This is a genomic window from Pseudoclavibacter sp. JAI123 (assembly GCF_013409665.1).
Classification (GTDB): Bacteria; Actinomycetota; Actinomycetes; order Actinomycetales; family Microbacteriaceae; genus Pseudoclavibacter.
In genome coordinates, this window is sequence record NZ_JACCCM010000001.1 from 554,855 (window position 1) to 575,406 (window position 20,552).

Sequence of the window (20,552 nt, forward strand, 5' to 3'; positions counted from 1 at the left end):
GGGGTCAGTTGTTTTGGCCTGTGCGCGCCGTGCGCTCGCCGTACCCCTCGATGGCGAGGTTGAACCTGCTCAGGTAGTCGGCGAATCGATTGACGTCGTCGTCTGGCCATTCGTCGAGGATGTGCTCGAGGGCTGTGAGGGAGCGCTGCCGTGTGGCGAGGAGGCGCTTCTCCCCTTCTGCGGTGACGTTGAACTTGCGTGCGATCCCTCCGGAGGGGTCGTGGATGCGCTCGAGCAGGCCTGCATTCATCGCCGAGCTGGTCTGTCGGTGCACGGTGGAGGTGTCGAGTCGCAGGGCAACGCTGAGTTCGCCGATCGACATCGGGCCCTGCTGGTGGAGCCTGCTGAGCAGCAGGTAGGCGCTGCGTTCGACTCCGTCGTCGGGGCGATGCTGGGACGCCGAGAAGCGGCCGAGCAGCATCTGCTGGTACTCGATGTCGGCGATGCGTCGATCCATGAAGCCTCCGTCTCAACGCCGTGAGTCCGCGTTGGTGTGGGCCGAGTCTACCGAAGTGTGTATCCTGCAATTGCAGAATACATATTAGTTGCACTATGCATCTTCAGGAGAACAGCTTGGCTACTTCCCCCACTCGCTCCGGACGCGTCGTCGCCGTGCTCGCATTCGCGGGCATCGCCGCCTCGCTCACGCAGACGATGATCACTCCCCTGATCGCGCAGCTCCCCGCGATCTTCGACACGTCGCTGTCGAACACGGCCTGGATCGTCACTGCGACGCTGCTTGCAGGCGCCGTCGCCGTGCCGATCGCGGGGCGTCTCGGTGATCTCTTCGGGAAGCGGCGCATGCTGCTCATCTCGACCGTGCCGCTCATTCTCGGCGGGGTCCTGTGCGCGATAGCGCCGAGTGTCGAGGTCATGATCGCCGGACGTGCGCTGCAGGGCGCTGGGACCGGCCTGGTGCCGCTCGGCATCGCCATGCTGCGGGACACCGTGCCGCGCGAGAAGCTCTCGTCGGCCATCGCGACGGTGAGCGCGACCCTCGGCGTGGGCGGAGCGATCGGCCTGCCGGTGGCCGCTGCCGTCATCGAGTTCGCCGACTGGCGGACGCTCTTCTGGGGCAGCGCGGTGGTGACGGTGCTGGCCGCGCTGGCGCTTCGTCTGGTGCTCCCGGCCGTCCCGGCTGCGGCTGCCGGCCAGCGGTTCGATGCACCCGGTGCGATCGGCCTCGCCATCGGCCTCATCTCGCTGATCCTGGCGATCTCGCAGGGGTCCTCGTGGGGCTGGACCTCGGGCGCCACGCTCGGTCTCTTCGGAGTCGCAGCCGTCGTCGTCGTCGCGTGGGGCTTCTGGGAGACGCGGACGAGAGATCCGCTGATCGATCTGCGCACCGCGGTGCGACCTCGCGTGCTCTTCACGAACATCGCCTCGATCTTCGTCGGCTTCGGCATGTACGCCAGCATGCTGGTACTGCCTCAGGTGCTGCAGCTTCCGACGAGCACCGGATTCGGCCTCGGGCAAAGTGTCCTGGCCGCCGGACTCTGGATGGCCCCCGCCGGCCTCATGATGCTCGTGCTCTCGCCTGTCGGCGGGCGGCTGACCGACCGACGCGGTCCCAAGTTCACGCTCGCGCTCGGCTCGGCCGTCATCGCGCTCGGCTATGGAGTCGCGCTCCTCGGCATGGGGAGCGTGTGGGGGATCCTCGCGACCTCGCTGGTCGTCAACAGCGGTGTCGCGCTTGCCTACGGTGCCATGCCAGCCCTCATCATGGGGTCCGTCCCCCTCTCTGAAACGGCTGCCGCGAACGGATTCAACACGCTCATGCGTTCGCTGGGCACGACGGTCGGCGCGGCCATCGTCGGCGTCGTCCTCGCGCAGATGACGCTGGAGTCTGGCCCCGGCCCCGCCATGCCGACGGAAGCGGGTTTCCGCGTGGTGCTCGTGATCGGTGCCGGCATCGCGGTCCTCGCGACCGCGGTGGCCTGCTGCATCCCCGCGAGCAAGCGCGGCGTCGACGGCGGCGTCGCCCTGACGGACGTGGCGTCGACCGACGCGGTCCCGGTGCTGTCCAGCCGTTGACACGGACGGAGCGGAGTGGGCCGCGTGCTCACTCCGCGCCGTCAGTGCCCCGGGATGATCGGCCGGCGCGTGCCGCCAGAGCGTCAGAGACGGCGGTCATGCCTCGCACGAAAGCCCGCAGGTCCCCGAGCTCGAGGTCTCCCAGGATGCCGTCTCTGAACTCAGGCCCGGTGACGACGAGGTTCCGCATCGCCGATCGGGCGGTGTCGGTCGCTCGGACGCGCTTCGCTCGTGCATCGTCTGGATCCTCGTGGCGGGATACCATCTCGCGGGCCTCGAGCCGGTCGAGCAGCTTCGACATCGATGCCATGGAGACGTCGAACATGCCGGCGAGCCTCGCGCCGGTCGTGCCGTCCTCGGTCGTCACGAGCACCGTCAGCACTTTGAGCTGCTGCACCGTGAGGTCGATGTCGAGGAGGGGAGGCAGGAAGGTTCGAAGAGCCGCGTCTCTGAAGGTCGCGTCGAGCGCCGTCGCCTGCGCGAGCAGCTCGATCCGTTCGTCTTCTTGTCCCGGCACACGACCACCGTACGTCGAATCGACGGACAGGCTCACGACCTGCCTCCCCCGCGGTGGAGCTACCCGCCGTTCGAGGGTCGGATGCCTTCGCCGAGCGCCTCGAACGCGTACACGAAGCCGCCCTCCTCGCCACTCGCGGTGAGGAACCCGTTTGTGGTGCCGGGCTGGATGGCTATGTTGGTCGCCGACGAGACTCCAGCGTCGTCGGGGACGACGACCTCTGCGACCAGCGACCCATCGGGGTCGTAGACGAGGATCGCGGCACGATTGTGCAGGCCCACGTACAGATTCCCGTCCGCATCGACGGCCGCCGAATCGATCTGCGCCTTGCCGGCATCGACGCGGATCGCCGGGTGGGCCGTGGCGACCGAGGTGCCGTCGTCGGCGAGCGTCAGGTAGTCGACCTGGTTGCCGGTGTTGAGCGTCACCCAGAGTCCGCTCGAGTCGGGCGTGAAGGCGAGCCCGTTCGGCGACGCGAGCTCGCTGGCCAGGACGTCGGCGGTCGCCCCGTCGGGGGAGACGCGCACGAGACGCCCGGTCGGTTCCCAGTACGGCGCCAATGCACCGGCGGCGTCGGTCACGAACATGGCACCTGCATCGTCGAAGGACAGGTCGTCGGGGCTCATCTGGGCCCCCTCGATCTCGCCTTCGAAGACCACGCGTGGATCCTCGCCCTCAGCGGTCATGCTCAGGATGCGGCCGCCGAGGAAGTCGGTCACGTACAGACGTCCGTCGGCTGGGTTGAACTGCGCCGAGGTGAGCGCGCTCTGGTCGTCGGTGTAGATCGACGAGGACTCGCCCGTGTCCACGTTGATCCGGTGCACTTTCGGGGACCCTGGAGGGGCTGTCACGTCGACGAGGTACAGCAGTCCGTCGTCGCTGAACGTGGGCCCCTCGAGCAAGGTCATACCCGTTGCCTCGTGCACGGTCGTGACCTGCGCGACCTCCGTCGCCACGATGGTCGGCTGCGGCGCCGAGGTGTCGCTTGCAGGCTGTCCAGCGGTGGTGGAGCATCCGCTGAGTGCGAGCGTGAGGAGCGCCGCACCGGCTCCGATAGCCGCAGGCTGCTTGCGATTCCGAGGCGAGGTCATGCGCTGACCCCCGCGCCGACGGTCTCCTGCGGGCGCGACGTGGACGGGTCGACGAGGATCTCGTGCATCCGGTTCGCGCGCCACTCGCGCAGCACCCGATGGAAGACGACCGGGCCTGGGCTGTAGGTCGCACCGCCGATGGAGCGAGTTCCTTCTCCGTTGTAGTAGCCGGGCGTGCACTCCGCCTGGAACGCGCGCGTATCGGAGGCCGTGGCTGCGACTTCCCGCACCCACGCGTGCTGTGCTTCGAGTGTCGGTTCCAGGTATCTGGCACCGCGTCGACGCCCTTCTCCGATGACCGCTGCGATGTGCTCGGCCTGTTCCTGCAGGATGTGCGTGAAGTTCACCGAGTTGGCGTTCTGCAGCGCGCTGAGGTGGAAGAGGTTCGGGAAGCCGTGGGTCGAGAATCCGTGGAGCGTCTCGATTCCTTGTCCCCACGCTTCGAGCAGCGTCTGCCCGCCGCGCCCCGTGACGGGCAGCGTGCCGGAGAGCACGCCGGACACGCCGACCTCGAAGCCGGTCGCGAAGATCACGCAGTCGACTTCGAACTCCTCGTCGCCGACGAGCACCGACGTCTCCGTCATCCGCGTGATGCCTCCGTGGTCGGCGGTGTCGACGAGCGTCACGTTCGGCCGGTTGAAAGTCTGCAGGTACTCGTCGCTGAAGCCCGGTCGCTTGCACATGTACCGGTACCAGGGTTTGAGGGCTTCAGCGGTGGCGGAATCGGCCACGACGTCGTCGACGCGCGAGCGGATGCGGTTCATCGTGCGAGCGTCGTCGAGCTCGTCGCGCAGTTCCCGCTCTTCGGGCGAGACGCTCTCGTCGACGGCTCCGCTCAGGATCTGGCGCTGCAGGTCGACCGTCGCCGTCCAGCCGTCGGTCACGAGACTCTCCTCGACGTGTTCCCCGGCGAGGACCTCCAGGAAGTTCTCCATCCGCTCTCGCTGCCAGCCGGGGCGCAGGGAAGCAGCCCACTCCGGATCCGTGGGGCGGTTGTCGCGGACATCCACCGTGGACGGCGTGCGCTGGAAGACGAAGAGGTGCTGGGCGTCTCGACCGACGTGGGGGATGAGCTGCAGCCCGGTCGCCCCCGTGCCCACGACTGCGACCCGTTTGTCGGCGAGCCTGGACAGTCCGCCGTCTGCGTCTCCGCCCGTGTACGAGTAGTCCCAGCGGCTGGAGTGGAACGTGTGCCCGCGGAAGGTCTCGATGCCGGGAATGCCGGGCAGCTTCGGCTGCGTGAGCGTGCCGGACGAGGTCACCACGTATGTCGCGTGGAAGCGGTCACCGCGGTCGGTCGTCACGAGCCAGTTCTCGCGTTCTGCGTCCCATTCGAGAGCGGTCGCTCTGGTCTGGAACAGTGCGTCGTTGTACAGGCCGTAGTGCTCTGCAATGGCAATCGCGTGCTGACGGATCTCCTCGCCTGGCGCGTACCGCCATTTCGGCATGTAGCCGACCTCTTCGAGCAGCGGCATGTAGACGTACGACTCGATGTCGCAGTGGATGCCGGGGTATCTGTTCCAGTACCAGGTGCCGCCGACGTCGCCTGCTTCGTCCATGATCCTCACCGAGTCGACGCCGGCGTCCTTCAGCCGGGCGGCGGTCAGGAGGCCGCCGAAGCCGGCACCGATGATGAGGGCTTCGACCGTGTCCGACAGTGGTCGGCGCTCGCGATGCGGGGTGTACGGATCTTTCGCGTAGTAGCCGAACGCGCCTGCTGTGCTGGTGTACGTTCGCGTCGAGCCCGATGGGGCTCGGCGGTCACGCTGCGCTCGGTATGTGCGACGCAGCTGGTCCAGGTCGACCGACGCTTCATCGGGTGTCGGCCCGGTCTCGTGGGGAAGGGAAGTGCTCATAGGGGTCCTCCGTGCGGGTGTGGCGGTCGACGCGCGACGCGCCGCCCGAGTCGGCGCGGCACTCGCAGGGGGCGCGGATCTCGCGCCTCGCGACCGACTCTTCTTCGGATCGGTGTCTCGTTCCTTTCGGAACAATTAACCTCACGCTAAGTAAATGACCTGGGTGTTTTCTGACTTTGCGGCACGAATTGGCAACCGGTTGCTCAAAGTCGTAGTTCGTGCTGTACTACTGCGAGACGTTGCACCCACACCTCCGTGAAGAGAGAGGCCCCTCAATGCTGAGGACACGACCACCTGCGAGCCGTGCGCTCTACGGACTCGACGACCAGAGAGCGCCCGCCACCTTGATCGGGGGCGGGGGCGAGCGATGACGGTCGACGCGACGCGCAGCGCAGCGCAGCTCGGATCCTCGACACGCGTGCTCAGGCCGGACGCTGACCGGCTCTTCCCCGCGGACCCCGCCACCAGGGCGATCGCTCGTGACCTCTACGAGCGGATAGCTGATGCGCCGATCATCTCCCCGCACGGGCACGTGCCGGTCAGCTGGATCGCGAACGACCATCCGTTCGCCGACCCGACCGAGCTGCTGGTGACGCACGATCACTACGTCACTCGCCTCCTCCATGCGTCTGGAGTGGACCTTGCCTCGCTCGGCGTCGGCGGCAGCGAGGTCGACCCGCGCTCAGCCTGGCGGACCTTCGCCACGCACTGGGAGAAGTTCGCCGGCACGGCATCCGGGTACTGGATTCGGGAAGAGCTCATCGAGGTGCTCGGGATCAGGACCGAGCTCGGTCCCGCGAGTGCCGATCGCGTCTACGACGAGATCGCGAGAAAGCTCGAGAAGCCCGAGTTCAGGCCGCGCGCCCTGTTCGAGCGGTTCGGCATCGAGGTGCTGGCGACCACCGACGATCCGCTCGACGACTTGCATGATCACGCCGCCATCGCGCGCAGCGGACTGCCTGGCCGTGTGCTTCCCACGTTCAGGCCAGACCGCTACCTGGATCCGGACAGCGAGGACTTCTCGTGGGATGTCCAGCGCCTGCTCGACGCAACGGGGCAGCCCCGATCCTTCAGCGGCTATCTCGATGCGCTCCGCGCCAGGCGCGAGCATTTCATCCGTCACGGCGCCGTCTCGACCGATCACGGGGTCGAGGATCCGTACACCGTCGACCTCTCGGATCATGACGCCGAACTGCTCTTCCAGCTGGTGCTCTCTGATTCGGCAGATGAGGCGCAACGGCGGGATTTCCGCGGACACATGCTCCTGCGAATGGCGCAGCTGAGCGTCGAGGACGGCCTCGTGATGACGGTCCACGCGGGTGTCGTCCGCAACCACAGCACCGAGACGCACCGGCTCTTCGGCGCTGACAGCGGTCACGACATTCCCCGCCAGACCGATTTCGTTCGGGGACTCCGGCCGCTCCTGGAGCGCTTCGGCCTCGAGCGATCGCTGCACCTCGTGCTCTTCGCAGTTGACGAGACCGTGTACTCGCGGGAGCTCGCGCCGATGGCAGGCTTCTACTCGAGCGTCTTCGTCGGCGCACCCTGGTGGTTCCTCGACGCGCCGGACGCCATGCTCCGTTTCCGCTCCGCTGTCACCGAAAGCGCAGGGTTCTCGCGAGGCTCGGGGTTCATCGACGACACGCGTGCGTTCCTCTCGATCCCGGCACGACACGACACGGCGAGACGTGCCGATGCCGCGTTCCTCGCGCGCCTCGTCGGCGAGCAGCGCATCTCCGCCAGCACAGCAGGCCGAATCATCGACGACCTCGTCGGTCCACAACCAAGAAGGGTGTTCAAGCTATGACCGCCACAGCAGAGCAGGGGCAGGCACTCGCCCGTTCGGAGCCGGCGCCGCCGATCCGCATCGTCCATCTCGGGCTCGGAGCGTTCAGTCGCTCGCATACCGCCTGGTACACGGCGAACGCAGCGGACTCGAGCGAGTGGGGCATCAGCGCCTACACCGGTCGGAGTCGCGAGCTCGCGGACTCGCTCGAGCAGCAGGATGGACTGTTCACGCTGGTCGAACGTCGCGCCGACGGGGACACGGCCTCGATCGTGACGAGCATGGTGCACGCACGCCCGGGTGGCGACCTCGAGAACCTCATCACCGACATCGCCCGCCCTGCGACGGCGATCGTCACGCTCACGATCACAGAGCAGGGGTACCGGGTTCGACCGGACGGGCGGCTCGACACCTCCGATGCGGATGTCGCGGCTGACCTCGCCGCGCTGCGCTCGGGCGACGAGATCGCCTCCCTGACGACCGCCATCGGACGACTGGTCGCTGGCCTCGATCGGCGACGTCGATCAGCTGGCGGGCCGCTCGCTCTGGTCTCGTGCGACAACGTCCCCGACAACGGGGCAGTCCTCCGTGACGCGGTCATCGAGATGGCGAGCGCTGTCCCGGGTCTCGAAGGCTGGTGCGTAGAGCATGTCTCCTTCGTCTCCACGTCGATCGATCGCATCACGCCGCGTGTGGAGGCGCTGGAGCTTGCGCGGCTGCAGGCCGAGTACGGCGACCGGGCACCGGTCGTCGCCGAGCCCTTCCGCGACTGGGTTCTGGAGGGTGACTTCCCGGCCGGACGACCGCAGTGGGAGACCGCAGGCGCTCGATTCACCGACGAGCTCGGGCCGTGGGAGTCGAGGAAGCTCTGGATGCTCAACGGAGCCCACACCCTGCTCGCCTCACTCGGTCAGCTCCGCGGACATCGTTCCGTTGCGCAGGCCATCGGCGACACGGTGTGCCGGCGCGCCGTGGAGCAGCTCTGGGACGAGGCGGCCCACCACCTGCCAGCGGGGCTCGACCTCGACGCCTATCGCCGGGCGCTGCTCGAGCGCTTCGCGAATCCGCGTATCGAGCATCGCCTCGGGCAGATCGCGGCGGATTCCCCGACCAAGCTGCGGCTTCGCATCGTCCCTGTCACGGAGCTCGAGCTGGCGGCGCGGAGACCGGCTTCTGGATGCGCGGCCGCAGTCGCTGCCTGGATCGCGGCGTCGGATCGCGGGCTCGTACCGGGCATCCCGGGTGCCGAGGAAGGGGCTCAGGTCTCTGAGCTCGTTGCCGCGTTGAGTGGGCGCCTGGCCGCGGACACGGCGTTCGTCGACGAGGTCGAAGGCAAGGCCCGCGCCTATGGGCGCGGCTTCACGATCTAGTTCAAGAAGTAATTGGCAATCGGTTGTCAAAACACCTTCCGACTGCTTTACTGAACGCAACGTCACCGCCACTCCTGCATCGAGAGTGCAACGGCGAACGCGACAAAGGTTCTTACAAAGGAGTTCGAATTATGTCCATCAACCCCCAAATCAAGCGTCGATTCAGGTGGCAGGCCGCCCTCGCGGCAGGTGTCGTCGCGTCTCTTGCGCTCGTCGGATGTGCTGGAGGTGACGCAGCGGAAACCGGTGGCTCAGTCGAGCATGATCTGAAGGTCTCCGCCGTCTCGCCTCCCAACTCGCTCGACCCGTCGCAGCTCGTGGACGGGCAGCAGATGTTCGTGTGGAGCGCGCTCTTCGACACGCTCCTCAAGCGCGACCCGGTCAGCGGCGAACTGCAGCCGAACGCCGCAGAGTCCTGGGAGTACAACGAGGACGGCACCCAGCTGACCCTGAAGCTGCGCGACGGGCTGACCTTCAGCTCCGGCGACCCGGTCACCGCCGAGGCCGTGGCAGCCACGATGCTCCGCTCCAAGGAGACGCCGGGCCAGGTGCAGCCCCGCTTCAAGCTCGTCACCGACGTCACAGCGGTCGACGACAAGACCGTTCAGGTCTCCTTCGAGACGTTCGACCCGCAGTTCGTCGAGAACCTCGCACAGGGGCCAGGGGCCATCGGCGACCCAGCCACCATGGACGAAGAGCGCACCGCCACCGATCCGGTCGGCTCCGGCCCGTTCGTCCTCGACACCGCTCAGACAGTGCCAGGCAGCAGCTACGTGCTCACCAAGCGCGACGACTACTGGGACGCTGACAACATCCCCTACTCCTCGATCACCGTCCGAGTCCTCCAGGACCCGACGGCCGCATTCAACGCGCTGCAGTCTGGCGAGATCAACGCGACGACCGTGCAGTCACAGCTACTCGGTCAGCTCGACGCCTCGAAGTTCACGACGACCACGATCGACGCGGTCGCCGTCGCCTACCTCAACGTGCTCGACCGGGCGGGGGAGCAGTGGCCAGCGCTCGGCGACCCCCGAGTGCGGCAGGCGATCAGCCTCGCCATCGACCGGCAAGGCGTGCTCGACGGGATCTACCAGGGAACCGGCCGGGTGACCGAGCAGATGTTCAGTCCCTATGGCAGCGCGTACGACGAGGGCCTCGACGACACCTACGCCTACGACCCGGAAGCGGGCAAGAAGCTCGTAGAAGAGGCCGGCTTCGCAGGCGAGAAGTTCCAGATCCCGAGCACCTTCCTCACCACGAGCATCGAGCCCGTGCTGTCGCAGGCCTTCACCGACATCGGGCTCGAGATCGAGTGGGTGACGGTGCCCCCGCAGCAGGCGCAGTCCGCAGTCTCCTCCGGTCAGTACGGCCTCTCGTACCAGATCCTGGGCTTCAGCTCCGACCCCGCCGATGCGGCCACGAACTTCTCGGCATCAGGCTTCGGCAACCCGCGCGGTTTCACGGACCCGAAGATCGACGAGCTGTTCGCGAAGATCAACAGCACGATCGAGTTCCAGGATGCGGTTCCGACCTACCAGGAACTCAACGCGTACACCGTCGACCAGGCCTTCCAGATCCCCATCGTCTTCACGGGCTCCAACTGGGTGACCACGGATGGCATCGTCTTCGAAGCCGAGGCGAACACGCTGTCGACCTGGCGCTTGTTCAAGATCGCCGAGTAATGCGCCGCGGGGCGGTGGATCCTTCCACCGCCCCGCAAGCCCAGGAGGCACCAATGACCACATACATCCTTCGGCGACTCGGCACCGGCATCATCCTCGCGCTGCTCGTCACGTTCATCACCTTCATGCTCCTCAGCACCTCCTTCGAGGACGTGGCCCGCACCATCCTCGGGCCCTCCGCGACACCGGAGACCGTGGCAGCGCTCATGGAAGCCCGCGGCTGGGACCGGCCAGCGATCGTCCAATACGGTGACTGGCTGCTCCACGCCCTGCAAGGAGACTTCGGGCAGTCCGTCTACACGAGCCTGCCCGTGCTGCCGTCAGTGCTGCAGCGCCTCGCCGTCACGCTGGCGCTCATCGTGCCCGCGCTCGCACTGACCGTCCTCCTCTCCACCGTCCTCGGCGTGTGGGCCGCCTCCCGCGGAGGCTTCGTCGATCGTTTCGCGCAGGGCATCTCGCTCGTCGGCTACCTCATCCCCGCCCTCCTGCTCGCGATCGGGCTCGTCGTCATCTTCGCGGTCCAGCTCAAGTGGCTCCCCGCCACGGGCTACACGCCACCGACGGAAGACCTCGGCGGCTGGATCCGAAGCATCACCATCCCCGTCATCGTGCTCACGATCGGCGGCGTCGCCAACATGGCGGCGCAGGTCCGCGGCCGGATGATCGACGAGCTTCGCCGAGACTACGTCCGCACTCTGCGGACTCGAGGAATCTCCTCGAAATCGATCGTGCTCAAGCACGCGCTCAGGGGCGCGGGCGGACCCGCGCTGACGGTCATGTCGCTGGAGTTCATCCAGATGTTCGGCGGCGCCCTCATCATCGAGAACGTCTTCGCCCTGCCCGGCTACGGCAGCTTCGCCTTCAACGCCTCGCTGCAAGGCGACATCCCCGTCATCCTCGGGGTCGCCGCATGGAGCGTCATCCTCGTCACCGTCGTCAACCTCGCCACCGACCTCGCCAACGGCTGGCTCAACCCGAGAGCGAGAGTCAATTGAGTCTCGAACAACCCCCGAAGACCGAAGCGGTCTCCGTCCCATCGACCGAGACCATCGCCACCGTCGAGAATGCCGCAGACGTCGCCAGAACGTCGATCTGGCGCCGCCTGCTGAAGGACCCGCAGGCAGTCGTCACTGCATCCATCCTCTTTATCATCTTCGCGCTCGGCGTGCTCACGCCTCTGCTGACTCAGCACGGCCCGAACGAGGCCGACTTGAGCATGGTGAACGCGCCGGTCGGCACGCCCGGCTACCCGCTCGGCGGCGATGAAGCAGGCAGGGACATCTGGACCCGCCTGCTGCACTCGGTGAACACCGCAGGCATCTCCGCGCTCATCGGCACGAGCATGGCGCTCCTGGTCGGCGTCGTCGCCGGTCTGGTGGGCGGCTACTTCGGCCGGAGACTGCAGGGAGCCACGGAATGGCTCTTCAGCCTCATCATGACCTTCCCCGGCGTGCTCCTGCTCATCATCCTCATGCCGGTCACCGGTGGCGACTACCGGGTCACGATGCTCATCTTCGGTGTGCTCCTCGCGCCTGGCGTCTACCGCATCGTGCGGAACCTCGTCCTCGGCGTCAAGAACGAGCTCTACGTCGACGCGGCCCGAGTATCCGGGCTCGGCAACTTCCGTATCCTCAGCCGCCACGTCCTCTTCGTGATCAGGGGCCCCATCATCATCGCGGGCGCATTCATGGCAGGCTCTGCGATCGCCGTGCAGTCTGGGCTCGCGTTCCTCGGCGTCGGGTCCGTGCAGATCCCGAGCTTCGGCGCCATGATCGCCTCCGGATTCCGCAACCTGTACATCGAGCCGACCCAGTTCCTCTGGCCGAGCCTCACACTCGGTGTGATCACCGCCTGCCTCGTCCTGCTCGGCAACGCGCTCCGCGACACGCTCGAGGGGTCGAAGCCCAAGGCCGTGAAGATGGGCAAGGGCCAGCGGGTCATCGAGGATCTTCCCGAGGAAGAGCCCGTCGACGGGGAGCGAGAGGTGCTGCTGCGCATCCGGGACCTCATGGTGGCCTACCCGAGCCCGAGCGGTGAGCTCAACGTGGTCGTGGACAGCCTGTCCCTGAACGTGCGCCGCGGCGAGATCATGGGCCTCGTCGGCGAGTCCGGCTCCGGCAAATCGCAGACCGCCTTCGCAACGCTCGGTGTCCTCCCTCCCGAGGCCGTCATCGTCGGCGGCTCCATCCGGTTCGACGGACGCGAGCTCATCGGGCTCACCGATCGCGAGATGCGCGCCGTCCGCGGCACCGAGATCGCCTACATCCCGCAGGAGCCCATGTCGAACCTCGACCCGAACTTCCGGGTCGGCGCGCAGCTCGTCGAGGGCGTACGGGCGGCGATCGGGGGGTCGAAGGCCGAGGCCAGACGGATCATCCTGGAGCTCCTCCAGCGCTGCGGCATCGCCGACCCGCAGCGCACCTACGACTCGTACCCGTTCGAGATCTCGGGCGGCATGGCGCAGCGGGCGCTCATCGCCGCTGCGATCGCGAGCCGACCGAAGCTGCTCATCGCCGACGAGCCGACCACGGCACTCGACGTCACCGTGCAGGCAGAGATCCTCGACCTGCTGCGAGACCTGCAGGAGGAGCTCGACATGGCCGTGCTGCTCGTGACCCACAACTTCGGCGTCGTCGCCGACGTCTGCGACAACATCACGGTCATGCAGAGCGGCGTGGTCTTGGAGACAGGGTCTGCCGTCGACATCTTCCAGCGACCCGAACACGAATACACCAAGATGCTGCTCGGGGCGATCCTCGACGAGGAGACCGTTCGAGCAGACCCGCCAGTGGCGGCTGCAGGAGAAAGGCACGCACGATGACGCTGCTCGATGTCCGCGACCTGAAAGTCGCATTCCCTGGTCGTGGGTGGCGGGCGAAGCCCGTGGAGATCCTCCACGGTGTCTCGCTGCAGGTCGGACGCGGAGAGTGCCTCGGGCTCGTGGGCGAGTCAGGCTCGGGCAAGACGACGATCGGTCGTGCCGTGCTCGGGCTCGTCCAGCCCTCCGGGGGTGAGATCGACTTCGATGGGCAGCGGATCGACCACCTGCCGGTCCGTGCCAGACGGGCGCTGTCGAAGGACATCCAGGTGGTGTTCCAGGACCCGTACACCTCGCTGAATCCGTCGATGACGATCGGCGACATCCTCGCGGAGCCACTCGTCGTCGAGGGCGCGACTGGAAAGGATGCTCGAGCGAGGGTCAGAGTGCTCCTCGACCAGGTGGGGCTCCCCTCGAACGCGATCGAGCGTCTCCCGAGGGAGTTCTCCGGCGGGCAGCGCCAGCGTGTCGCCATCGCCCGCGCTCTCGCCCCCAAACCCAAGCTGATCGTCTGCGACGAGCCCGTCTCGGCCCTGGATCTCTCGACGCAGGAGCGTGTCCTCGACCTGTTCATCGAGATCCAGCGGGCAACGGGAGTCGCCTACCTCTTCGTCTCCCACGACCTCTCCGTCGTCCGGCACATCAGCCATCGTGTCGCGGTGCTGTACCGCGGCGATCTCGTCGAGACCGGTCCTGCGGCGAAGGTCACCAAGGATCCAGACCACGCGTACACGAAGAAGCTGCTGCTGGCAGCACCCGTCGCAGACCCGATCGCCCAGCGCGCGCGGCGTGAGGAGCGGCACCGACTCGCTGAGGTGGCCACAGCATGAGCGGCGCACCCATCCTCGCCGGCTTCTACCCGGACCCCACGATCTGCCGGGCTGGCGACCGGTACTACCTCGCCAACTCGTCCTTCGAGTACTTCCCGGGTGTTCCGATCTTCGAGAGCGCCGACCTACGCACCTGGACACAGGTCGGCAACGCGCTCACCACGAGCGAGCAGCTCGACGTCCGACCTGGGATCGACGGGGCAAGCGGAGGGATCTACGCGCCGACGCTCCGATTCCACGACGGGCGATTCTGGTTGATCACGACGAGCATCCACAGCGTCGCGGAGGGGCACCTCCTCTACACCGCCGTCGATCCGGCGGGTCCCTGGAGTGCGCCCGTTCGCATCCCTGGCGCGATCGGCATAGATCCCGACATCGCCTGGGACGACGATGGAGTCTGCCATCTGACGTGGAGCGACGTCATTCGAGGCGGGATCTCGCAGATGCCGATCGACCCGCACACCGGCGAGTCGCTCGGTGAGGTGGTCGCTCTCTGGAATGGCACCGGTGGCTCGAACATCGAGGGGCCACACATCATCCGGCGCGGCTCCTGGTGGTACCTGCTCGCGGCGGAAGGGGGCACCGGGCATGGGCACATGGTGACCGTCGCCCGCGCCGCCTCCATCGACGGTCCCTATGCAGCAAATCCGGCCAACCCGATCCTGACGCATCGGAGCACCAGTGATGCCGTCCAGTCCACCGGGCACGCCGACCTCGTGGAGCTCGTCGACGGCAGCTGGGCGATGGTGCACCTGGGGACTCGGCCGCTCGGCTCCTTCCCCCGCTGGCATGTGCTCGGCCGGGAGACGTTCCTGGTCGGCGTCGATTGGGTGGACGGCTGGCCGGTCGTCGACGAAGCCCGCTTCGAGGCGCCCGCGGGCCAGCACGGATTCACCGACGAGTTCCGCGAAGACGACCTCGACCCCCGCTGGGTCGCGCCCGGGGTGGATCCCACCGGCTTCGCCAAGCCGAGCGCCAGCGGTCTGCGCCTTGCGCAGGCTGCTGGGGGCGCTCCAGAGGCCCCTGCTCTCCTCGCCTGTCGAGTTCAGGATCACGCCTGGGCGGTCGATGTCGTCGCCGATGGCGACCTGGCGCTGAGCGTGCGCATCGACGAGCTCCACAGCGTGGCAGTGCGACGACTCGACGGCCGCCTGGACGTGCTCATGGTCGTGGGGCCCGTCGAGCAGGTGCTGCACTCGACCCCGCTGTCCGCCGGTGCGGTCGACCTGTCAATCCGGGTGGCGCCGCAGCAACGCGTCTCCGCGTCCCGGATCGGACCTGACACCATCAGCCTCGGGTGGTCGTCCGCCGGCTTCTACCAGGAGCTGGCAGCAGTGGACGGGCGCTCCCTCTCCACTGAAGTCGCCGGCGGCTTCACAGGTCGCGTGGTCGGCGTCGAAGCTCTCGGCGGCGGCGTCACGGTGCGACGGTTCAGCTACATGCCACGATCGGCGTCCTGAGCGAGCTCTGGCACGAGCACCGACAGCAGTCCGCGAACCAGCTTCTCGGTATCGATCTCAGCTGGCGTGAACAGCCACTGCGTCTGCAGGCCGTCGATGGTCGCGATGGTGACGGCCGCCATCTCCGCCGGGCTGAGCGCTCCGGAGGTGCGTCCCTCGTCGTGGAGGCGCGTGAACAGGCGCGTCAGGAACGAGCGGATGTTCGCGAACCGGGCCACGAAGTGCTCATGAGCCGGATGCGCGGTGCTCGTCGCCTCGCCGACGAGCACGGCCGTGAGCTGGATGAGTCCCGGCTCGGTCCTGCGGTCGAGCAGCATGGCGCTCAGTTCGCGGAGCACCTGCACCGGGTCGGCGTCAGCCGCGAAGGTGCGGTGCTCGCGCAGGAACGCTGCGCGCCGTTGGTCCTCGAGATCGAGGACTGCCGTGAGGAGCTGCTCCTTGCGTGGGAAGTGGTGCAGGAGGCCGGTGTAGCTGATCTCGGCGTCGCGGGCGATCTGGGCCATGGAGCTGCCATGGAACCCGGACTCCTTGAACACGCGGGCGCAGGCGTCGATGATTCCGGCGCGGATGCGCGCACTCTTCGCATATTCGGCCACTGCCGTCCCCCAAAGTCGTAGACGTTCACTACTTTATGCTACGGTCATGCAACCGGTTGTCAAAACCGCGGTCCCAGATCGAAGAAACGAGGATGTCCGATGACGAACTTCCCAGCAGGATTCCTGTGGGGCGCTGCGACCGCCCCCCATCAGATCGAAGGCAACAACGTCAACAGCGACTGGTGGGTGCGCGAGCAGCAGATGCCAGGTATGGAGCTCTCCGGCGACGCGTGCGACAGCTACCACCGCTATCGCGAGGACATGCAGCTCCTCGCAGATGCCGGGCTCACCTCATACCGGTTCGGGCTCGAGTGGGCCCGCATCGAGCCGCTGCCCGGTCGGTTCTCGAAAGCGGAGCTCGCGCACTACCGACGCATGATCGACACCTGTCGGGAGCTGGGCCTCGAGCCCGTCATCACGCTGCAGCACTTCACGACCCCGAACTGGTTGGCCGAACAGGGCGGATGGTCCTCGCCCGAGGCGCTCGAGCTCTTCACCCGTTTCGTCCGAGAGGCCTGCGGAATACTCCATGACGTCCAGTGGGTCGCGACCATGAACGAGCCCAACATGCAGGCGGCGATCATGACCGCCATGCAGCGCATGAGCCAGCAGCAGGACGCGACCTGGCAGAGCCCGACGGTCGACAGCGAGCAGTCGGACGAAGATCGCAAGCGTTCGTCTCGCAACTTCCTCGCGAACGCGGACCCCGCCATCGGTCGCAGGTTCGTGGAGATCCATCATGCTGCACGCGACATCGTCCGAGAGCTGACGAACGCCAAGGTCGGCTGGACCATCGCGGCGGGTGCCCTCGTCGCCCAGCCCGGTGGGGAGGAGCGGATGCTGGAGATCCGGTACGGCAAGGAGGACGTCTTCTGGGAGGGCAGTCGCGGTGACGACTGGGTCGGCGTGCAGGCCTACTCGAGCCAGGAGGTCGACGCCGACGGCCTCGTCCCCCATCCTGACCGCCCGGACAATACCCTCGTCGGGACGGCGTACCGCCCTGATGCCCTCGAGATGGCTGTGCGTCACGCGTGGGATGTCACCCAGGGGGTGCCGGTGCTCGTGACCGAGAACGGCATCGCCACCTCCGATGACGAACAGCGCATCCGCTACACGGACGAGGCGCTGCAGGGGCTGCAGCGGGCGATGCGTGACGGTATCGACGTGCGCGGCTACCTGCACTGGTCGCTCCTGGACAACTTCGAGTGGGGTCACTGGGAGCCGACCTTCGGGCTCGTCGCGGTGGACCGGGAGACCTTCGAGCGCACGCCGAAGCCCAGCCTCGCCTGGCTTGGAGCTGTCGCAGCCCGCAACGAACTCGGCTGACCGGCGTCCTCGTCGTGGTCGATGTCACGCAGGAGGACGGGATCGCGATTCATCGCGACCCCGTCCCCTGGTGGGCGGTCGTGCTGGTCGTCGCCGCGACCTTTGGGGCGGGCATGGCGATGCTGGTGCCCATGACGTACACGCTCGCGGTTCGGCTCGACCAGCTCGCTCCGGGGCAGGTGGGTGCGCTTGGCGTCGTCCTGGGTATCGGCTCGGCCACGACGCTGGTCGTCGCCCCGCTCTCGGGCATCCTGAGCGACCGCACCCGGACGCGCTTCGGTCGGCGCAGGCCATTCACGGTCGCAGGTCTCGCCCTCGGGCTGCTCTCGGTCGGGATCATGATCGCGGCGCCGAACGTCGGGGTCCTCACCCTCGGCTGGGTGGTCGCGGCCGCGGGCTGGGGGACTGCGACCGGCTCCATCGGGAACTGGCAGGCCGACCGTCTTCCGGTCAAGCAGCGCGGCTCGGTGTCCGGCGCAACCGGGTTGGCCATGCAGGTCTCGCCGGTCGTGGGGATGCTGGTCGTCGCCCCGCTCAGCGGCCGCACGGACCTCGCGTTCCTGGTGCCCGCGGGTGTGGCCCTCGTCTTGGTCGGCCTCTTCGTCATCTTCGCGCCGGAGCAGGACACTCGCGGGATGGCACTGGAGGAGGAGCGCCTCACCGTGCGGATGGTGCTGCGTAGCTTCCTCTTCAGTCCCCGCGCGGCACCGGACTTCGCCTGGGCCTGGCTCGGCAGGTTCGTGTTCTTCCTGGGGTTGACGGCGACGACGAGCTTCACGGTCTACTTCATCGCGCAGCGTCTCGACCTGGCGGTGGCAGACGTGGTCGGAGTCATGGCGCTCGTCTCGGCGCTGAGCATGATCACGGCCACGTTCGGGTCTCTGGGCGGTGGCTGGCTCAGCGATCGTCTGGCTCGCCGGCGACCATTCGTCTTCCTGGGCTCGCTCCTGTTCGGCGCAGGGAGTCTCGTGCTCGCCTTCGCCGGCGATTTCACCTCGATACTGACCGGCATGCTCATCAGCTCGCTCGGTATCGCGTTGTTCTCGACCGCGGGTCAGGCCCTCGTGCTGGACGTCCTGCCGGATCGGGATTCGCAGGCTGGCCGGTACATGGCCATCACGCTCTTCGCACAGAAGATCCCCGGAGTCCTCGCTCCACTGCTCGCGCCGCTGCTCCTGCTCGTCGGTGGCGGCGATGAGAACTTCACGGTGCTCTACGGAGTGTCGGCACTGCTGGCGGTTGCCGGCGGCGCCGTCATCGCCACTCGGGTCACGGGTGTGCGCTAGACCACGCCGTGCAACCGATTGCCAACCTTTCCTATTTCTGATTGACTCGACCCACACCACATCGCAATGAAGCGCAGAGAGGCCCACATGCTGAAGCCAAAGCCCACACCCACCCGCGAGCTCGTCAACCTCGACGGCGTCTGGAAGTTCGGCATCGACACGCGACTCGGCGACGAGCCCTGGTCGGGCCCGTTGCAGACGCCACTCGAGGCAGCCGTCCCCGCGTCGTACAACGACCTCTTCACCGACCCTGAGATCCGCAACCACGTCGGCTGGGTCTACTACCAGCGCGAGGTGCGGGTGCCCCGCGGGTGGGGGAGCGAGCGCGTCCTGCTTCGCTTCGACGCGGCAACGCATGCCGCACGCGTCTACGTGGGTGACCAGCTCGTGGGCGAGCATGTGGGTGGATACACGCCCTTCGACATCGACATCACCGACCTGGCACCCGCCGGCTCCGCCTTCCGGCTGACCGTGGCCGTCAGCGGCGACCTCACGAACGAGACCATCCCACCTGGCAAGATCGAAGTGGGGTTCGATGGGAAGCGCAAGCAGACGTACTTCCACGACTTCTACAACTACGCGGGCCTCGCGCGCTCGGTGTCGCTGCACAGCGTGCCCGTCCGCAGCATCAGCGACGTCACGGTGCGAACGACGTTCGAGGACAAGGTCGGTGCCGTCGACTACCAGGTGGATGCGGCCGACGGACTCGACGTGCGTGTGCGACTCGCGGACGCATCCGGAGCAGTCGTGGCGACGGCAGACGGCGCAGCCGGCGTGCTCACCGTGCAGGATGTGACGCTCTGGCAGCCGGGTGCCGCCTACCTCTACGAGCTCACCGTCGAGGCGCTCGACGGCAGCGATATCGTCGACAGCTACCCGGTCCCCGTCGGGGTCCGCACGGTCGAGGTGCGCGGGGCCGAGTTCCTCGTCAACGGAGAGCCGTTCTACTTCACCGGCTTCGGCAAGCACGAGGACACGACGGTGCGGGGCAAGGGGCACGACAACGCCTACCTCGTGCACGACTTCCAGCTGCTGGAGTGGACCGGCGCGAACTCCTTCCGCACGTCTCACTACCCGTACGCCGAGGAAGTCCTGGAGTTCGCCGACCGCCACGGCATCCTCGTCATCGACGAGACGGCCGCCGTCGGCCTGAACATGGGCGTCGTGGGCGGCATGTCGGGAACGCCCCCATTCCCGACGTTCTCCGAGCAGTACGCGAACGAGCGGACCCAGGCGGCGCACGAGCAGCACCTGCGGGAGCTCATCACGCGGGACAAGAACCACCCGTCGGTGGTCATGTGGTCGATCGCGAACGAGCCAGCCTCGAACGAGGACGGCGCTCGCGAGTACTTCGAGCCGCTCGTGAACCTCGTCCGCGAGATGGACCCGACACGTCCGATCACCTACTCGCTCGTCATGTTCGCGACGTTCAAGAACGACCAGATCATCGACCTCTTCGATGTCGTCAGCATCAACCGGTACTACGGCTGGTACGTGACGGCCGGGGACCTCGCGAGCGCGGAGCTCATGCTCGAGGGCGACCTCAGAGGTTGGATCGAGCGCACCGGCAAGCCGATCATGATGTCCGAATACGGGGCGGACACGCAGGAGGGTCTCCACTCCGTCTGGGACCAGGTGTGGACGGAGGAGTACCAGGCTTCGTTCCTCGCGATGTACCACCGGGTCTTCGACCGCCTCCCGGAGTTCGTCGGCGAGCAGGTCTGGAACTTTGCGGACTTCGCGACGACCAACGGACTCCACCGCGTGGGCGGCAACCGCAAGGGAGTCTTCACCAGAGACCGCAAGCCGAAGGCAGCCGCCCACGAGCTCCGCCGACGGTGGCGGGGTCTCGACGGACGCAAGCCCGGCAGCGACGACTGAGCCGCGACAACCGCGAAGG

Annotated in this window: 16 protein-coding genes; 11 read left to right on the forward strand and 5 right to left on the reverse strand. The window is 67.3% G+C overall.

Annotated features, from left to right (window positions below):
* Window positions 1–4 precede the first annotated feature (4 nt).
* The gene (locus HDC34_RS02720; RefSeq protein ID WP_179555741.1) at window positions 5–457 is read right to left on the reverse strand and encodes a MarR family winged helix-turn-helix transcriptional regulator; all 453 of its coding nucleotides are present in this window, start codon (window positions 455–457) and stop codon (window positions 5–7) included.
* Window positions 458–573: 116 nt separating this feature from the next.
* Here HDC34_RS02720 and HDC34_RS02725 point away from each other — a divergent pair, with 116 nt between their 5' ends.
* Complete coding sequence (locus tag HDC34_RS02725; RefSeq protein WP_257023059.1) at window positions 574–2,034, forward strand: MFS transporter; 1,461 nt, start codon at window positions 574–576, stop codon at window positions 2,032–2,034.
* Between the two features lie 28 nt (window positions 2,035–2,062).
* On the opposite strand, the gene HDC34_RS02730 is transcribed toward HDC34_RS02725, so the two are convergent.
* From HDC34_RS02730 to HDC34_RS02740, 3 genes are read right to left on the reverse strand one after another with little or no spacing between them, the layout of a single operon-like run.
* Window positions 2,063–2,587, reverse strand: a complete 525-nt coding sequence (locus tag HDC34_RS02730) for a MarR family winged helix-turn-helix transcriptional regulator (RefSeq protein WP_179555743.1) — start codon at window positions 2,585–2,587, stop codon at window positions 2,063–2,065.
* Between the two features lie 23 nt (window positions 2,588–2,610).
* Window positions 2,611–3,642 (reverse strand): SMP-30/gluconolactonase/LRE family protein, encoded by a 1,032-nt coding sequence (locus tag HDC34_RS02735; RefSeq protein WP_179555744.1) that lies wholly within the window; start codon window positions 3,640–3,642, stop codon window positions 2,611–2,613.
* The gene (locus tag HDC34_RS02740) at window positions 3,639–5,498 is read right to left on the reverse strand and encodes an NAD(P)/FAD-dependent oxidoreductase (RefSeq protein ID WP_179555745.1); all 1,860 of its coding nucleotides are present in this window, start codon (window positions 5,496–5,498) and stop codon (window positions 3,639–3,641) included. The genes HDC34_RS02735 and HDC34_RS02740 overlap by 4 nt, the downstream gene beginning before the upstream one ends.
* A 367-nt stretch (window positions 5,499–5,865) precedes the next feature.
* Between HDC34_RS02740 and uxaC the strand changes: the two genes are divergently transcribed.
* From uxaC to HDC34_RS02775, 7 genes are all read left to right on the forward strand, one after another.
* Window positions 5,866–7,305 (forward strand): glucuronate isomerase, encoded by a 1,440-nt coding sequence (uxaC, locus tag HDC34_RS02745; RefSeq protein WP_179555746.1) that lies wholly within the window; start codon window positions 5,866–5,868, stop codon window positions 7,303–7,305.
* The gene (locus HDC34_RS02750; RefSeq protein ID WP_179555747.1) at window positions 7,302–8,654 is read left to right on the forward strand and encodes a mannitol dehydrogenase family protein; all 1,353 of its coding nucleotides are present in this window, start codon (window positions 7,302–7,304) and stop codon (window positions 8,652–8,654) included. Before uxaC ends, HDC34_RS02750 begins: the two co-directional genes overlap by 4 nt.
* Window positions 8,655–8,785: 131 nt before the next feature.
* Window positions 8,786–10,336 (forward strand): ABC transporter substrate-binding protein, encoded by a 1,551-nt coding sequence (locus HDC34_RS02755; RefSeq protein WP_179555748.1) that lies wholly within the window; start codon window positions 8,786–8,788, stop codon window positions 10,334–10,336.
* A 53-nt stretch (window positions 10,337–10,389) separates the two neighbouring features.
* On the forward strand, window positions 10,390–11,331 hold the full coding sequence (locus HDC34_RS02760; RefSeq protein WP_179555749.1) for an ABC transporter permease: 942 nt from the start codon (window positions 10,390–10,392) through the stop codon (window positions 11,329–11,331).
* A complete protein-coding gene (locus HDC34_RS02765; protein ID WP_218854867.1) occupies window positions 11,328–13,157 on the forward strand; it encodes a dipeptide/oligopeptide/nickel ABC transporter permease/ATP-binding protein in 1,830 nt (609 codons plus the stop codon). The genes HDC34_RS02760 and HDC34_RS02765 overlap by 4 nt, the downstream gene beginning before the upstream one ends.
* Window positions 13,154–13,984 carry an ATP-binding cassette domain-containing protein gene (locus HDC34_RS02770; RefSeq protein ID WP_179555751.1) on the forward strand — a complete coding sequence of 277 codons (831 nt, stop codon included), beginning with the start codon at window positions 13,154–13,156 and terminating at the stop codon, window positions 13,982–13,984. Before HDC34_RS02765 ends, HDC34_RS02770 begins: the two co-directional genes overlap by 4 nt.
* The gene (locus tag HDC34_RS02775; protein WP_179555752.1) at window positions 13,981–15,444 is read left to right on the forward strand and encodes a glycoside hydrolase family 43 protein; all 1,464 of its coding nucleotides are present in this window, start codon (window positions 13,981–13,983) and stop codon (window positions 15,442–15,444) included. Before HDC34_RS02770 ends, HDC34_RS02775 begins: the two co-directional genes overlap by 4 nt.
* Here HDC34_RS02775 and HDC34_RS18130 read toward each other — a convergent pair.
* Complete coding sequence (locus HDC34_RS18130; protein ID WP_179555753.1) at window positions 15,420–16,040, reverse strand: TetR family transcriptional regulator; 621 nt, start codon at window positions 16,038–16,040, stop codon at window positions 15,420–15,422. The two genes, HDC34_RS02775 and HDC34_RS18130, sit on opposite strands and share 25 nt — an antisense overlap.
* Window positions 16,041–16,139: 99 nt before the next feature.
* Here HDC34_RS18130 and HDC34_RS02785 point away from each other — a divergent pair, with 99 nt between their 5' ends.
* The 3 genes from HDC34_RS02785 to uidA all read left to right on the forward strand — a co-directional run bounded on the left by HDC34_RS02785 (window position 16,140) and on the right by uidA (window position 20,533).
* Complete coding sequence (locus HDC34_RS02785) at window positions 16,140–17,366, forward strand: glycoside hydrolase family 1 protein (RefSeq protein ID WP_179555754.1); 1,227 nt, start codon at window positions 16,140–16,142, stop codon at window positions 17,364–17,366.
* Between the two features lie 14 nt (window positions 17,367–17,380).
* Window positions 17,381–18,652, forward strand: a complete 1,272-nt coding sequence (locus HDC34_RS02790; RefSeq protein WP_179555755.1) for an MFS transporter — start codon at window positions 17,381–17,383, stop codon at window positions 18,650–18,652.
* 87 nt (window positions 18,653–18,739) lie between these two features.
* On the forward strand, window positions 18,740–20,533 hold the full coding sequence (gene uidA, locus HDC34_RS02795; RefSeq protein WP_179555756.1) for a beta-glucuronidase: 1,794 nt from the start codon (window positions 18,740–18,742) through the stop codon (window positions 20,531–20,533).
* Window positions 20,534–20,552 lie beyond the last annotated feature (19 nt).

Excerpts from the sequence above, each read along its gene's own strand:
- HDC34_RS02770 (WP_179555751.1), top strand. The coding sequence starts at position 13,154 with ATGACGCTGCTCGATGTCCGCGACCTGAAAGTCGCATTCCCTGGTCGT.
- HDC34_RS02740 (WP_179555745.1), bottom strand. The coding sequence starts at position 5,498 with ATGAGCACTTCCCTTCCCCACGAGACCGGGCCGACACCCGATGAAGCG.
- uidA (WP_179555756.1), top strand. The coding sequence starts at position 18,740 with ATGCTGAAGCCAAAGCCCACACCCACCCGCGAGCTCGTCAACCTCGAC.
- HDC34_RS02775 (WP_179555752.1), top strand. The coding sequence starts at position 13,981 with ATGAGCGGCGCACCCATCCTCGCCGGCTTCTACCCGGACCCCACGATC.
- uxaC (WP_179555746.1), top strand. The coding sequence starts at position 5,866 with ATGACGGTCGACGCGACGCGCAGCGCAGCGCAGCTCGGATCCTCGACA.
- HDC34_RS02760 (WP_179555749.1), top strand. The coding sequence starts at position 10,390 with ATGACCACATACATCCTTCGGCGACTCGGCACCGGCATCATCCTCGCG.
- HDC34_RS02785 (WP_179555754.1), top strand. The coding sequence starts at position 16,140 with ATGACGAACTTCCCAGCAGGATTCCTGTGGGGCGCTGCGACCGCCCCC.
- HDC34_RS02755 (WP_179555748.1), top strand. The coding sequence starts at position 8,786 with ATGTCCATCAACCCCCAAATCAAGCGTCGATTCAGGTGGCAGGCCGCC.
- HDC34_RS02720 (WP_179555741.1), bottom strand. The coding sequence starts at position 457 with ATGGATCGACGCATCGCCGACATCGAGTACCAGCAGATGCTGCTCGGC.
- HDC34_RS02735 (WP_179555744.1), bottom strand. The coding sequence starts at position 3,642 with ATGACCTCGCCTCGGAATCGCAAGCAGCCTGCGGCTATCGGAGCCGGT.
- HDC34_RS02750 (WP_179555747.1), top strand. The coding sequence starts at position 7,302 with ATGACCGCCACAGCAGAGCAGGGGCAGGCACTCGCCCGTTCGGAGCCG.